The organism is Desulfurispirillum alkaliphilum, assembly GCF_055378285.1.
In genome coordinates this window covers 2,093,365-2,106,716 of the sequence record NZ_AP042405.1, presented here as the reverse complement: position 1 = coordinate 2,106,716, position 13,352 = coordinate 2,093,365, and the positions used below count along the sequence as shown (strand labels likewise).

Here is a 13,352-nt window from a genome sequence, read left to right as displayed (position 1 = left end):
CTGGACAGTTCGTCAACAAAAAGATGCTTGAGAAAAGAACGGGAGTTCCATGCAGAAAAGAAAATCTCTTGCTCGTCACATCCTCCTGCCGGTTCTGGCTCTCAGCGCACTCTCCATCATCGCGGTAAATGTCCTGATGTATGCCTCTTTGTTTTCCGCTGTGGAGAAAAATTTGCGCGATGGCATGGCATCGGTGATCAACAGCCACCTCCATGTCCATTTTGATTATTATATTGACCAGATAGTCACGGATATGCGCTTTACCACTCAGCGGTTCTTTCTGGATGAGCAGTGGCGTGACAGTGATGCCTTCTCTGAGCATATCGAACAATTAAAAGACAGATACCATGCCGCAGAGGTTTTTATGTACTGCCCTGCCAGTGGAACCTCTTATGTGAACCCGCAAGGGCTTTCCCGTTCTTCATGGGAGCTTTCTTCGCCGGCGCGCCCAGTATTTTCCATTCACTCCGATCAGCGTAAGGCGCGGTTGTCGGTTCCTGCTGAAAATGGAAGCAATGATTGCGGTTTTATGGGTATGGATTTTTCTCTGGAGACGGTGTTGGAACAGGTTGATTTTGATGTCCTGGGCCAGGTCTCCCGCTACGTGATTTTTGACCAGGGGCAGGCGTGGTTCAGTGGGGAGCACTCCGACAACCGGCGCTGGCTGGAACTGGTTCGGCAAAAAAGGGTTGCCGGAACGCATTTTTTTCCATCGCTCAACGGACGCGACAAAGCCTTTACCTTCATAACTCCCCTGCAGGATATCGGCTGGTACCTGGCGGTGGAAATCCCCCGCTCCCAGTTTACCCGCAATTACTATCCGACCTTTCAGTGGATTTCCCTCATCATCGTCCTGTTTATTGTGCTGTTGGTCATCGCCATTCTGGCGATCCTCTACCTGCGCGTCAAAAAACCCCTCAGTTCCATCGTTGCAGCACTGCGGAGTTATGATCCGGCTGCCCCCTTTGACTTCAAGGCTCTTTCCAGCTTCAGCCGTGAGTATCACGATATCGCCTTTGCCTTTTCGTTCATGGATGGGCGCCTGAAAAACACCTATGCCCAGCTCCAGCGTTCGCAGCAGCATCTGCGGCAAGTCAACCAGAGTCTTGAGCAGCTGGTGGCCAGTAAGACCTGGGAGCTTGAAGAGAAGATCCGCGAGATCCAGGTTATCAACCAGGATCTCAGCCAGGCCAAGGAAGACGCTATTCAGAGCCTGAATATCCGCTCGGAGTTCATGGCCAATGTCTCCCATGAGCTGAAGACACCGCTGAACTCCATCATCAACTTTACGGATCAGATCCTTGAAGACTTTGATGAGATGCTCAGCGACGACGAACTGCAGGCGGAGTACCATGGCTACCTGGAGCGCGTCCTCTCCAACGCCAGGCATCTGCTGGCCCTGATCAATGATCTCCTGCTCTATTCGAAAGCCGACTCCAGCAAGCTGGACTACGAGATGGAGTGGCAGAATGTGGTGCCTCTCCTGGGGGACTGCCTGGAGGATTTCCACCCCATGGCCCAGCAGAAGCATATTCAGCTGCACCTTGAAGTGCCGAAAAAGCTGTACGTCTGTATTGATGAACTGCGTTTTCTGCAGGTACTGCAGAACCTGATTTCCAACGCCATCAAGTTCACCGACAGTGGTAGCGTCAACGTGCGTGCCAGCGACGAAACGGGCCGCGTCGTGGTGGAGGTCGCCGATACCGGACGTGGTATTCCCACCGAGAAAATGCCGGTGATTTTCGACCCGTTCTCCCAGCTCAACCGCTTCGATCAGGGCACCGGGCTGGGGCTTGGCCTGGTGAAGAAAATGTGCGAGGGAATGGATATCCGTATCGAAATAGACTCAGAAGTAGGGCGCGGAACCACATTCCGACTTCTCTTTGACAGAACGCCTCCAGCACAGTAGCATAGGTTAACCAGAGAAGGATGGGAACCATGGGGCAGGAGTCGTATCGCATATTGATCGTCGATGATATAGAAGATAACCGGCTTGCCATCAAAGCCGCTCTGCGCAAGCAGGAGTACACCTTTCTGGATGCCCACAACGGCCAGGAGGGCTTTGACCAGGCAGTTGCGCATATGCCCGATCTCATCATCACCGACGCCATGATGCCCCAGGTGGACGGCTTCGAGATGACCCGCCAGCTGCGCGAACAGGAAAAGACCCGCCGCATTCCCGTCCTCATGATCTCGGCCCTGGACGAAAAACGGGACAAGCTGCGGGCGCTGGAAACCGGCGTGGACGATTTCATCTCCAAGCCCTTTGATAAAACGGAGCTGCGCGTACGCTGCCGGGCCTTTATCAAGAGCTCCCTGCTGAATCGCCAGTACGTCCTGGCAACCAAGAATCCCCTCTCAGGATTTGCCAACCGCACCGCCTTGCTGGAAGACCTGCGCAGTCAGCGGCACACCGCCCTTTTTATCCTGGCCATAGACAGTTACGAAGAGTTCCATGAAATACACGCCAGGGAAATGGTGGACTCCATTGAACTGGAGTTCGCCCAGCGGCTTTACAGTGCGGTACCGCACTCCTTTGACATGCCCCTGAGCCTCTACCATTTTGGCGACGGAGAGTTTGCCCTGCTGCTGAAAAATGGTACCAGCGAAGTGGGGCCTGAAAGGGCTTCGGACATCTGTCAGCAGCTGCACGACCTGGTGCAGCGCGGCTCCATCACCATCAATCAGAATGACTTTGAAATCAGCGTCACCATCGGTTACTCCATCAGCTCGCGCAACACCTATGAAAATGCCCGTATGGCACTGCGCTACGCCCAGAAAACACGGAGACCCCATGTCCTGGCCGAAGAAATACAGGAGCAGGTGCACCAGAGCGTGCAGCACAACTTCAACTGGCTGCGTAAACTCAAGGAAGCCATCCAGGACGACAACATTGTCGCCTACTACCAGCCCCTGCTCAATAACGCCACCAATACCATTGAGCGCTATGAGTCGCTGGTGCGCCTGATCGACGAAGATGGCACCGTGCACTCACCCTTCCACTTCCTGCCCGTGGCCAAATCGTCGCGCTACTACTTTTTCCTCACCCAGAGTGTCGTGGAACAGTCATTTGATATCTTTGCAGACAGCGAGGCCGGCTTTTCCATCAACCTCACCAAAGATGACATCGAACAGGATTTTATCCGCGGCTTCCTGCTCAAAAAAATCATGGAAAACCCCGAAACCGCAAAGAGACTGACCTTCGAATTCGTCGAAGATGAGTCCCTGCAGAATTTCGGACAGGTGAAGAAGTTTATCGATCAGATTAAACAGTACGGCGTGAAAATCGCCATAGACGACTTCGGCAGCGGCTACTCAAACTTTGAACGCCTGCTGGAGCTGCAGGCCGACGTACTGAAAATCGACGGCAGCCTGGTCAAGGACATCGACCACAACCCCGTCAAGCGACATATCGTCGAAACCATCAAGACCTTCGCTGACAAGACAAACATGCAGACCGTCGCCGAGTTTGTCTCAAGCGAGGAGATCTTCCGCATCGTCCGGGAAATCGGCATCGACTATTCCCAGGGCTACTACGTCTCTCCCCCCCAGCCACGCATCAAGTGAGACCTCAGGGAATATCCTGGAAATCCTCCAGGGCGCTGACCTCCTCAATCTCCTGGTAGTCACTGAGCTCCACCTTGTCAAACTGCTCGCCGCAGAAATTGCACACCCAGTGGTAAATCAGCCAGTAATCGCTATCGACCTCAAGCATAGAGCTTTCAATCTCGTTCAGTTCGCCCTGGGTTCCGCAGAAAGGGCAGAAATCCGGTTCAGCTTTCATACAACTCCGTCCTGTGTTGAATACCCGCTTGCTGAAACACCGCAAATCAGACAAGAGAAAAAACTCATGGTGCAGAGCGCCCCGCTGTGAGAGAAGGAGCGAACGCGAGAGAACGGTTTTCAGCAGCCAGGCTATGGTAGCTGAAAGGTGAGGGCATTTCCAGTGCTGAAAGGCGGGGAGATTTTACCGCAAATGAACACAAATTGACGCGAATAGGGAATGGAACCTTAGTGAATTATCCGCAGATTACGCAGATTTCCGCAGATAAAGGCAGGGAGCAGGAAGGCAATACGCTCACTTGAGGCGCTGGCCCGCCAAGGAAAGGAAAAAATCTTGGTATGCTCATCAGGAAAAGATTTATACGCAGCAGGTGGAGTAATCATTTTGGTTTGCCAGAGAAACTTTGCTAAACTGAACCCATTAAACATAATGCAGGTTTCCTGTCCGGTCAGCAAATTGGATTTGCACCCAACATTGGAGATCCTAGGCATGCCAAATGTAAAAGAGAAAATGACAGAAGTGATTCAATCCCATTCAAATGATGCAAGTTATGAGGAAATCATTCGCAAGCTTGCCTTTGATCTTATGATTGAGCGCGGTTTGCAGGACTCTCGCAGTGGACGTGTTATTTCTGATGAGGACATGAGACAGCAGATTTTGTCATGGCGGGAGTCCCAAAGTCCCACGCCTTGTTGAGATGGACGGCGAAGAAGAGTGCAGATTTCAAAATCCGTCCGCTCGGAGCAAAACCATGCAAAATATACCCTCTGAAGATATAACTTCTATCTCGCCCTTAAAAATAGACCTGGACACGATCGTCTGCCAGGCAATTGGGATACACCAAGAAGCTTTAGTGACCAGCCGGGCATGAGGGTAGCGCTTGTGCAAGGTTCTCGCAGTCACGAGAAAGTCACAGAAGAACTGCGATTTATGAAAAGTATCGCTCGTGGAATATTAGATATCTGTGATGGCAATGTGCTGACCATGGCGGAAACAAAAATACTGCTGAGTGTGGAGTCGCTAAAAGTTGTCGTCACTCGCTCATCTCCTAGTGATACCCCTATAGAGTAAATTGTTGCTTATGCATTGATGAATATAGCCAAGCAAGGAGGAGCCATGAGCACCAGTCGCCTCTACTCTGATCTTGCCTGGCTGTGGCCCTTATGGGGCGATGCCACGGTGGAGTATGCCGATTACTGTCAGCATGTGGCGGGATTGATCCGCCAGTACGCCCGGCGTCCGGTGGTGTCACTGCTGGATTTGGGATGCGGGGGTGGGAAGAATGTTCTGAATCTGAAGCAGGAGTTTGATGTCACGGGACTGGATCTGAGTCCGGCAATGCTGGCCCAGGCGCGGGAGCTGAACCCGGAATGCACCTTTGTGCAGGGTGATATGCGTACAAGCCGCTTGGGGCGGACGTTTGACGCGGTGCTGATGGACGACGCCATTTCCCACATGACCTGTCGGCAGGATTTTGAGGCGGCTTTTCGCACGGCCTCTGCCCACCTGCACCCTGGCGGTGTACTGATCGCCACGCCCGATGTGGCGACGGAAAATTTCTGCCAGAACCGCACCACAACTACGACGGGCTCCCGTGACGGTCTGGATGTGGTTTTTGTCGAAAATGTCTACGACCCCGACCCCAGCGATGAGCAGTATGAAACCACCATTCTGTACCTGATTCGTGAGCAGGGGAAGCTGCGCGTGGAATCAGACCACTGGACCATGGGGATATTTCCACTGGATACGTGGCGGGAGGTTCTGGGCGCATCGGGTTTTGAGGTGCATGAGGTGCGATATGTGCTGGATGGTGATGAATACTGGGTGTTTGCCGGGGTGAAGCAAGGATTATGATTGGGGCAAAAACGGTGCCCGGTTCTGTCCATGGATACTTCATAATAATCGTGGATACATTATGAATCCGGTAATTTGCACGTGGAATATAAATCTGGCGAAGGGGCATCTGGGAGTCTGGCCTGATGGCTGCCGGGATGTGATCGCGATTTTCCCGAAAGGTGAAACGCCAAAAGTGATTTGCAGCGGGCTTGATGCTGCGCCACGATTGGTCGTCTGTGATGGCGATACGCAGTATTTCGGTATCCGCTTTGCTCCTTGGGTTGCCTTTCCCTGGGACAAGGCTGAGGTTGGTTCAAAGTGTATTGATGTGGACGTGTCGCAATATTTTCCTACAGTGGGGCAGTCTCTGGATTTTTTCGCTGAAGGTGAAAGTGTTTTCGCTGAGCTCTTCTGCTATGAGGATTTATGGAGTTTTCCAGCCCCGCAGTGGCTCATGGAATACTTTGAAGCCTTGCGGGCCGGTATGCCTGAGCGCTGTTCTTCGTTGAGTGAGCGCAGTGTCAGGAGGAAGATGGTCCAGATGACCGGAGCTGCGCCGCGCTACTGGCAAGGTCTGGTTCGCGCGCGGAAGGCTGGTCTAGAAATTTGCGAATCAGATATTCCACTGGCGTCACTTGCCGCTGATCACGGTTTTTCCGATCAGGCGCATATGAGTCGCGAGATTCAGCGCTGGTTTGGCTGCACGCCCATGAGTCTCCGCGTGCATCGAGAGCAGGCTCTGAGGCAGCTGGCTGCTCCCGATGTACTGCAGAGGGGCTGAAAGGTGTTCAGGGGTTGATTATGAAGTATTTCTGAAACTCTGCGGCTGGAGCAATCGACTGGTAGCAGTAGACGATGAGACCAGCTGGGTCAAGGACGCCAAAACCGCGGTCTCCCCACGGATGGTCCTCTAAGGGGACAACGGGCGACAGTCCTGCGGCACTCAACCTGGCGTGTAATTGGTCAACATCCTTTACCTGAAGATTCAAAAAAGCTCCCCCGGCGAATACATTCATGCCTGATTGTGGCTCTATCAGACAAATTTCCTGTCCAGAAGAGGATTTGAAGCGGAGCACAACATACCAGGCGCAATCAAAAACCGAGTATGCCCCAAAGTGGGCTTCATAGAAAAGGCGGGTTTGTGGAAGATGGTTCGTGACTACGGTCAGACTCGCAGACTCAATGCTCATTGTGTCCTCCATGGATTGGCTTGCTATTCAAGGATTATGCGCCAATGTAGTAGTCGTGGGGGCACATGTCTTGAAGAATTCGGTCACGGGAAATATATTCAACCTATTGCAGAGTTCCTGAAAGTCCCAGTTGCAGTTTCGATATGACCAGTGAAATCCACAGCTCTTGCGGGATTTGCGGGGGACTTTGCCTCTGGTCAGCCTTTCCGTAAGCTGGGGGACGTATGGCGATTGTCACCCCTGTTGTTGAACACTTTGGTTTTTTTTTACCCGCAAATGGTGGTGTGTGGTTTAGCATGATAAAGTTTCCAGAATGCAACCCCATACGACATTATTTGCCAAAGGAGTACACCATGTTAGAGTTCAAAAAAATCCTTGTTCCGGTGGACATGAGCGATTTTTCCCTGAAAGCTTTGGAGGAGGCGATTTCCCTGGCCAAGAAATGTGATGCCAGTATTACCATCCTGAATGTGCTGGGGGATTCATTCTACACCAGCAATTACATCCGCATTCTTGAGCTGGAGGATATTACGGCTTCGGTGACTCGCCAGATGGATGAGCAGCTGCAGCAGCTGGCTCAGAAGTACGCTTCTTCTGGTGTCGCCATTGACGCGGTGCTCAAGCAGGGCAATGCTTCCCAGGTTATCTGTGATTTTGCCAGGGATGGAAATTACGATCTGATTGTGATTGCCACTCACGGTTACTCTGGCTTGAACAGCATTCTGATTGGCAGTGTGACGGAAAAAGTGGTTCGCATGGCCACCTGTCCGGTGCTGACCCTGCGCATAGAGAACAGCTGATAACACACAGTCGCGTCCCGCCTGAATCCTTCAGGCGGGCTTTTTTTTGTCTGTATTGCCGGGAGTGACAATGCCCGCGCTGACCACCAGTTTTATTCCCTCTTCCACACTCATGTCCAGGTGCATGACGTTCTGCCGGGGAACGGCGATGAGCAGTCCGCTGGTGGGGTTGGGGGTGGTGGGAATGAAGACGTAGACCATCTCTGTTCCGGCAATTTTCTCTGCCAGTTGATTTTCCACATTGGTGCTCAGGAATCCGATGGAATAGATGCCCTCTTTGGGGTACTCCACGCAGACGACCTGCTTGAAGGCGCGTCCGTTGGCGGTGCCAAAGGCGTTCAACAGCTGTCGCATGGCGCTGTGAATGGAGCCGGCAAAGGGAAGGCGGCCCATAAGGTCTTCGGTGTAGTGGAACAGGCTGCGTCCCACATAGTGTTTCGTAAGCATGCCGGTAACAAAGAGCAGCAGCAGCAGACCGACCATTCCGATGCCCGGGATGCGGTAACTGTGAGGAAGTTTGATGCCCAGTGATATGAGGGCATGGGTGACCAGTGGGGAAAAGGAACTGTCGATTTTCTGGAACAGAAAGTGCGCGACGAGAATGGTGACGGTGGCGGGCAGGATGACGATCAGGCCCGTCACCATAGTCTGGCGGCAGTAGCGATAGATTTTCATGGGTCAGGGCAGCAGCGTGCTGGCGTGTTCGGTGCGCGCACTGATGTACGTACTGCTGATGCGTTTGTGCAGGTTGTCTGACAACTCCTTGCGTCTGGTGCCCGAAGCACTGTATACGGGCTCCATGAAAATCATGGAGGCATGTACGGATCGGGTCTGGAGCAGTCGCCTGACATGGGCCAGGAATTCCATATCCCCATAATAGCAGATGACATCAAGTTCAGCCTGGTTGGCCTGCCTGGAGTTGATGGTGTGATAACAGAGGCAAAGAGGCTGGATGGTGAAATGTCGCTGACAGGCGATCTCCAGCAGTCCACTGCGAAAGGGGAGAACATTGCTGCCATCGGAGGTTGTGGCTTCCGGAAAAATACAGACGCGCAGGCCCTGCTCTACCCATGACGCAATAATCTGCTGCTCCTGGTGGATATTGCGGGGATTGCGCCGATCCACAAAGATGGTGCCACCGCAGCGAGCCAGAAAACCCAGCAGGGGTGAGCGTTCCACTTCCGTTGATGATACGAAGAGTGTGGGGTGTTGAGCCGCGATAACGAGGATGTCAACATAAGAGAGATGGTTACTGACAACGATACAGGCAGACGCGGCTGTGCCTGGCTGGGGGGCGCCATGGTGGCTGACGTGGATGCCCAGCAGGCGCAGCCCCCACCGGCAGTATCTGGTGGTGGTTTCAGCGCACAGTCGCTTGCGCCTGTGCGCCTGAAGGGGGAGATTCTGCACTATCCACCCCGTCAGGGCATAGGCGACCAGAGAGAGCACTACCAGGGGGTATTTCAGCAGGGGGTTCATACTCCGGAGAATTTCTCCTCAATGCGGTTATTGAGTTTTGTGGTGTCCAGCAGGGTGAAGAAGTCCACACAGGCGAATTTGCGATCCAGTGCAGGCTCGCCGCAGATGACCGCGCCCGATTTCAGATAGAATTTCAACAGGGTCGGAATCTGCTTTCTGGCATCTTCGGCAAAGCTGTCCTGGATGGCCCCGACAAATTCAGCGTAGGCGTCCAATCCGCTGATGCGGAATTTTCGGCGGGGGAGAACTTTTTCGTTGGCGCTGCAGCGATGCTTCCACTTCAGGTAGAGGTGCAATGAGGCGATTTCATCCAGGGCAGTGGTCTGAATGCTTGAGCAGCCGAAGATATAAGTGCTTTTGGTGAGCTGGATATAGTGCCCGACGGCTTTCCAGAGCAGGGCGATCATGTAGCTGTTGCGGTAGTCGCGGTGGATGCAGGCACGACCCAGTTCAAGCTTGTGGCCGGGCAGGGCCAGGATGTTGCCGATGGAGAATTCTGTGGCAGAGTAGAAGGAGCTGCTGAAGCGAGATGAGTTGACCCGATAGGTGCCGATACAGCTCCCGGTCGCCTTATCGATGATCATCAGGTGGTCGCAGATGAAGTCGAAGTTGTCGATATCGATCTGCAGGGGCCTGTTTTTCTTGAGCATCTCGCTGTAGAAGACGTCGTGTCTGAGGGTCAGTACCTTTTCCAGGTCTTCGCCGTCAAGGGCAGTTCGTACCAGGTACTTGCTGTTTTCAATGACGAAGGGATATTTGGGTGTGAACTTGCGCATTTTTGTGTGAACCAGATAGTTCACCAGTTTTTCGGTTTTGATGGTCTTGTGCAGTGAGGTAAGGCCAGGAGCTTCAAGAATGCTTTCGATGATCATATCGTACTCCTTGGGAAGCGTATGCCAGGAGTATGGGGGAGTGAGGCGTGAAGTGTGTGAAGTCATTGTAAAATAGCAGTAAATGAATAAAAAAACCGCAGCCGATGGGGGCTGCGGTGGGAATGGTGTCCTGATTGGATCAGATGTCCAGGGTCTGGGTCTTTTCCTCCAGGATGTAAAACTCCAGGGTATCGCCTTCCTCGATGGGATCGTTGTAGCCGTCGAGGCCTATGCCGCACTCGTAACCCTTGACCACTTCCTTGACATCGTCCTTGAAGCGTTTGAGGGAGGCCAGTTTGCCCTTGAAGAGCACGTTGCCGTTGCGGATCAGGCGGGCAAAGCTGTTGCGCGTGGCTTTGCCTTCAGTCATCATGCAGCCGGCGATTTCGCCCTGTTTGGGAACGCGGAAGACCTGACGAACGTTGGCCTGACCGATGACCAGTTCCTCAACCTGCTTATCGAGCAGGCCTTCCATGGCTTTTTTGATGTCTTCCACCACCTCATAGATGATGTTGTAGAGGCGGACGTCAACGCCTTCACGCTGAGCCAGTTCGGCAGCCTTCGGCTCGGCGCGGACACTGAAGCCAATAATGATGGCGTTGGAGGCGCTGGCCAGGTTCACGTCGGTCTCGGTGATGCCACCGGCACCCTTGTGGATAATGCGCAGCTTGACCTGATCGCTGGGGAATTTCTCCAGGGACGTGGCGATTGCCTCGGCGGAGCCATGCACGTCGGCCTTGATGATGATACCCAGTTCCTTGATGGTGCCACTCTGCATATGGCTGAACAGGTCGTCCAGGGTCATTTTCCCCTTGCTGGTCTGCTCGGTGTTTTTTACTTTTTCTTCGCGGCTGGTGCATATCTGGCGGGCGGTTTTTTCATCCGCCACAACGGCAGCCAGATCGCCGGCTTCGGGGACGCCGTTGATGCCAAGCACCTCGACAGGAGTAGAGGGGCCCGCTTCGTTGATAGGTTTGCCGCGGTCATCGAACATGGCGCGCACACGGCCATAGCAGGTGCCGGCGATGACAATATCCCCTTTGCGCAGGGTACCGTTCTGGACGAGTATAGTGGAAACGGCGCCGCGCTGTTTGTCCAGCTTGGACTCCACCACGGTTCCACGCGCTTCCCGTTCGGGGTTGGCTTTCAGATCGAGGATCTCCGCCTGCAGCATGATCATTTCCATCAGGTTATCAATGCCGATGCGCTCTTTTGCGGAGATGTTACAGTAGATGGTCGTGCCGCCCCACTCTTCGGGGAGCAGGTCGCGCTCAGCCAGCTCCTGCATGACGCGCTGGGGGTTGGCGTCGGGCTTGTCTATCTTGTTGACCGCAACGATGATCGGTACGCCGGCGGCCTTGGCGTGGTTGATGGCTTCGATGGTCTGGGGCATGACGCCGTCATCAGCGGCAACGACGAGGATAACGATATCCGTTACCTTGGCTCCACGGGCACGCATCTGGGTAAAGGCTTCGTGTCCTGGGGTATCCAGGAAGGCGATTTTTTTACCGCTGCCAAGGTCCACGTTATAAGCACCGATATGCTGGGTGATGCCGCCTGCTTCGCCGGTTACTACGGCACTGGAACGGATGCTGTCCAGCAGACTTGTTTTCCCGTGGTCAACGTGACCCATGATGGTCACAATGGGGGAGCGTGACTGCAGGTTTTCCTGGATGTCGTCCTCGGTGCTCAGCAGGTGCTCGTGGTCGAGCTTGCGAATTTCAACCATGGCGCCGTATTCATCGGCCAGTAACTCGGCGGTTTCGGCATCGATGACCTGATTTATGTTCGCCATGACGCCAAGTTTTATGAGTTTGGCGACAATTTCTGTGGCTTTTTTTGATACGGCTTTGGCGAAGTCAGCAACGCTGATGGCTTCGTGAACGATAATTTTCAACTGCTTTTTCGACTCGACAGTTGATACCTGCTGTTGCGAGCCTTTGTCCTTGCGCTTTTTCTTTTTGCCGCCACGCTTGCGTCCCAGGGCGATTTCATCGGCATCCCAGCTGTCCATTTTGCGGATTTTATTGGGGTCGATTTCGACGGTCTCGGCTTTCTTTATGGGTTTTTTTACCGGTACATCGTCTGCCTTGACGCGCTCTTTGGCTTTGTCGCGCTCTTTTTCCTTCACCTTGTCCTTTTTGCGGGTTTCCTTGGGGTCGAGTTCCTCAAGGACCGTGCGTCCATCGGCGGGTGCCGGTTTGCGGACAGGACGTGGGCCGAATGCGGGCTTGCTGTCCTTGTCGAAGGCGTCCTTGCCGCCCGTGAAGGAACGATCGGGGGCCTTGCGGGGAGGTCCAGCCGGCTTGGCAGGCGCCGCAGCTGGTGGCGTGGCATTGGCCTTGGAATACATTGGCGAGCGCTCAGCCCGTGATGGAGATTCCGGACGGGAGGGGCGCTCGGCCTGACGTTCTGTTGAAGGTGTACTTGAGCGCTGCTCCTGGAAGCGGATCGCGCCCTTTTTATTGTCGCGGGAGAAACTGAACTGGCGAGGTTTCGCCGCGCTTTCTTTATTGTACAGCGGTTCGGCAGGAGTCGAAGCTCCACTGCCTTTTGGTGAGCTGCTCTTTGCTTCGGAAGGTTTTTGGGAATCTGCTGGTGAAGTGTCAGCTGCAGATGCTTTGGGCTGTGGCGTCGGCGCTTCACTGTCTTGCTGGTGCTGACGCATCTTTGAAACCATTTCCGGTTCAACGCTCTGCAAGGGGCTTGTAACCCGGTATCCCATGTTCTCCAGTTCCGACATGGTTTCTTTGGTGTTCATACCCAGTTCTTTTGCCAGTTCGTGAACTCTCAGTTTTGCCATCTACATCCCTTCCTTCTTCATGGTTCTATATCTTTCAAAATTGTGAATAAACGTTGACGCCAGCCCGGTATCAGTAATGACCAGGCAACTGCGCTGTGCCGTTGCGAACAGGGAGCCCATCTCCTCCTGGCTGAGCAGGAAGACACAGGGGATCTGCAGTCGTGCAGCATCTGCGCTCAGTTCGTTGCGGCGATCCAAACTTATATCATCTGCGAGGACGAGTACCTTGGCAAGTCCTTTTTTCATTCCCTGCTGCACCTGGGTGTAGCCGGAAAGAACCTTGCGGGCTTTTACTCCGATCTTCAGGCTGTTCAGTGCCTGGTTGCGCAGAAGTATCTGCAGTTCGGTCAACTTCTCTTGTACACTGAAAGGGCTCAGCTCTTCAACCCGCAGGGCATGCATAAGCTTCTTCTTTTCCAGACCTTTGCTGACGCACCTGGTCTGTGGACACACATGGGCTCCCCGTCCGGGAAGCTTTTGTTTCAGATCCCAGATGATGGTGTTGTCAGGGGTTGCCACAATCCGCAGGAACTCCCTGGGGCTCCCTTTGGCGCGGCAGGCTATGCACATGCGTTCGGGTTGCGGCAA

The 13,352-nt window shown here is 53.7% G+C and carries 13 protein-coding genes; 6 read left to right on the top strand and 7 right to left on the bottom strand.

From position 1 onward, the window contains the following. Positions 1 to 49: 49 nt before the first annotated feature. Both ACZ46I_RS09505 and ACZ46I_RS09500 read left to right on the top strand, forming a co-directional pair. On the top strand, positions 50 to 1,909 hold the full coding sequence (locus tag ACZ46I_RS09505) for a sensor histidine kinase (RefSeq protein WP_464280633.1): 1,860 nt from the start codon (positions 50 to 52) through the stop codon (positions 1,907 to 1,909). 29 nt (positions 1,910 to 1,938) lie between these two features. Further along, the gene (locus ACZ46I_RS09500) at positions 1,939 to 3,567 is read left to right on the top strand and encodes an EAL domain-containing protein (RefSeq protein ID WP_226507644.1); all 1,629 of its coding nucleotides are present in this window, start codon (positions 1,939 to 1,941) and stop codon (positions 3,565 to 3,567) included. Positions 3,568 to 3,571: 4 nt separating this feature from the next. Here ACZ46I_RS09500 and ACZ46I_RS09495 read toward each other — a convergent pair whose 3' ends face one another. Next, entirely contained in the window at positions 3,572 to 3,784 is a 213-nt protein-coding gene (locus tag ACZ46I_RS09495) for a hypothetical protein (protein ID WP_013506171.1), read from the bottom strand. A gap of 333 nt (positions 3,785 to 4,117) precedes the next feature. Here ACZ46I_RS09495 and ACZ46I_RS09490 point away from each other — a divergent pair, with 333 nt between their 5' ends. The 3 genes from ACZ46I_RS09490 (at position 4,118) to ACZ46I_RS09480 (ending at position 6,401) form a co-directional block, all read left to right on the top strand. Further along, positions 4,118 to 4,480, top strand: coding sequence for a hypothetical protein (locus tag ACZ46I_RS09490; RefSeq protein ID WP_464280632.1), 363 nt, complete (start codon positions 4,118 to 4,120; stop codon positions 4,478 to 4,480). 420 nt (positions 4,481 to 4,900) lie between these two features. Then, positions 4,901 to 5,638, top strand: coding sequence for a class I SAM-dependent methyltransferase (locus tag ACZ46I_RS09485; protein ID WP_464280631.1), 738 nt, complete (start codon positions 4,901 to 4,903; stop codon positions 5,636 to 5,638). A 61-nt stretch (positions 5,639 to 5,699) separates the two neighbouring features. Next, positions 5,700 to 6,401 carry a helix-turn-helix domain-containing protein gene (locus ACZ46I_RS09480; RefSeq protein ID WP_464280630.1) on the top strand — a complete coding sequence of 234 codons (702 nt, stop codon included), beginning with the start codon at positions 5,700 to 5,702 and terminating at the stop codon, positions 6,399 to 6,401. A gap of 7 nt (positions 6,402 to 6,408) precedes the next feature. Here the strand turns inward: ACZ46I_RS09480 and ACZ46I_RS09475 are convergent, their stop codons facing one another. After that, on the bottom strand, positions 6,409 to 6,810 hold the full coding sequence (locus tag ACZ46I_RS09475) for a VOC family protein (RefSeq protein ID WP_013506174.1): 402 nt from the start codon (positions 6,808 to 6,810) through the stop codon (positions 6,409 to 6,411). Positions 6,811 to 7,163: 353 nt separating this feature from the next. On the opposite strand from ACZ46I_RS09475, the gene ACZ46I_RS09470 reads away from it, so the two are divergent. Further along, positions 7,164 to 7,610, top strand: a complete 447-nt coding sequence (locus ACZ46I_RS09470) for a universal stress protein (RefSeq protein WP_464280629.1) — start codon at positions 7,164 to 7,166, stop codon at positions 7,608 to 7,610. 30 nt (positions 7,611 to 7,640) lie between these two features. On the opposite strand, the gene ACZ46I_RS09465 is transcribed toward ACZ46I_RS09470, so the two are convergent. The 5 genes from ACZ46I_RS09465 to ACZ46I_RS09445 all read right to left on the bottom strand — a co-directional run bounded on the left by ACZ46I_RS09465 (position 7,641) and on the right by ACZ46I_RS09445 (position 13,352). Further along, positions 7,641 to 8,285, bottom strand: a complete 645-nt coding sequence (locus ACZ46I_RS09465) for a DUF502 domain-containing protein (RefSeq protein WP_013506176.1) — start codon at positions 8,283 to 8,285, stop codon at positions 7,641 to 7,643. 3 nt (positions 8,286 to 8,288) lie between these two features. Next, positions 8,289 to 9,089 carry a lysophospholipid acyltransferase family protein gene (locus ACZ46I_RS09460; protein ID WP_464280628.1) on the bottom strand — a complete coding sequence of 267 codons (801 nt, stop codon included), beginning with the start codon at positions 9,087 to 9,089 and terminating at the stop codon, positions 8,289 to 8,291. Further along, a complete protein-coding gene (locus ACZ46I_RS09455; RefSeq protein ID WP_013506178.1) occupies positions 9,086 to 9,961 on the bottom strand; it encodes a GNAT family N-acetyltransferase in 876 nt (291 codons plus the stop codon). Before ACZ46I_RS09455 ends, ACZ46I_RS09460 begins: the two co-directional genes overlap by 4 nt. 139 nt (positions 9,962 to 10,100) lie before the next feature. After that, on the bottom strand, positions 10,101 to 12,764 hold the full coding sequence (gene infB, locus ACZ46I_RS09450) for a translation initiation factor IF-2 (protein WP_464280627.1): 2,664 nt from the start codon (positions 12,762 to 12,764) through the stop codon (positions 10,101 to 10,103). After that, complete coding sequence (locus tag ACZ46I_RS09445; protein ID WP_013506180.1) at positions 12,765 to 13,352, bottom strand: DUF448 domain-containing protein; 588 nt, start codon at positions 13,350 to 13,352, stop codon at positions 12,765 to 12,767. It lies immediately after the preceding gene.

Coding starts and splice junctions, on each gene's coding strand:
- ACZ46I_RS09470 (WP_464280629.1), top strand. CDS start 7,164: ATGTTAGAGTTCAAAAAAATCCTTGTTCCGGTGGACATGAGCGATTTT.
- ACZ46I_RS09505 (WP_464280633.1), top strand. CDS start 50: ATGCAGAAAAGAAAATCTCTTGCTCGTCACATCCTCCTGCCGGTTCTG.
- ACZ46I_RS09460 (WP_464280628.1), bottom strand. CDS start 9,089: ATGAACCCCCTGCTGAAATACCCCCTGGTAGTGCTCTCTCTGGTCGCC.
- ACZ46I_RS09495 (WP_013506171.1), bottom strand. CDS start 3,784: ATGAAAGCTGAACCGGATTTCTGCCCTTTCTGCGGAACCCAGGGCGAA.
- ACZ46I_RS09500 (WP_226507644.1), top strand. CDS start 1,939: ATGGGGCAGGAGTCGTATCGCATATTGATCGTCGATGATATAGAAGAT.
- ACZ46I_RS09455 (WP_013506178.1), bottom strand. CDS start 9,961: ATGATCATCGAAAGCATTCTTGAAGCTCCTGGCCTTACCTCACTGCAC.
- ACZ46I_RS09475 (WP_013506174.1), bottom strand. CDS start 6,810: ATGAGCATTGAGTCTGCGAGTCTGACCGTAGTCACGAACCATCTTCCA.
- ACZ46I_RS09485 (WP_464280631.1), top strand. CDS start 4,901: ATGAGCACCAGTCGCCTCTACTCTGATCTTGCCTGGCTGTGGCCCTTA.
- infB (WP_464280627.1), bottom strand. CDS start 12,764: ATGGCAAAACTGAGAGTTCACGAACTGGCAAAAGAACTGGGTATGAAC.
- ACZ46I_RS09480 (WP_464280630.1), top strand. CDS start 5,700: ATGAATCCGGTAATTTGCACGTGGAATATAAATCTGGCGAAGGGGCAT.
- ACZ46I_RS09465 (WP_013506176.1), bottom strand. CDS start 8,285: ATGAAAATCTATCGCTACTGCCGCCAGACTATGGTGACGGGCCTGATC.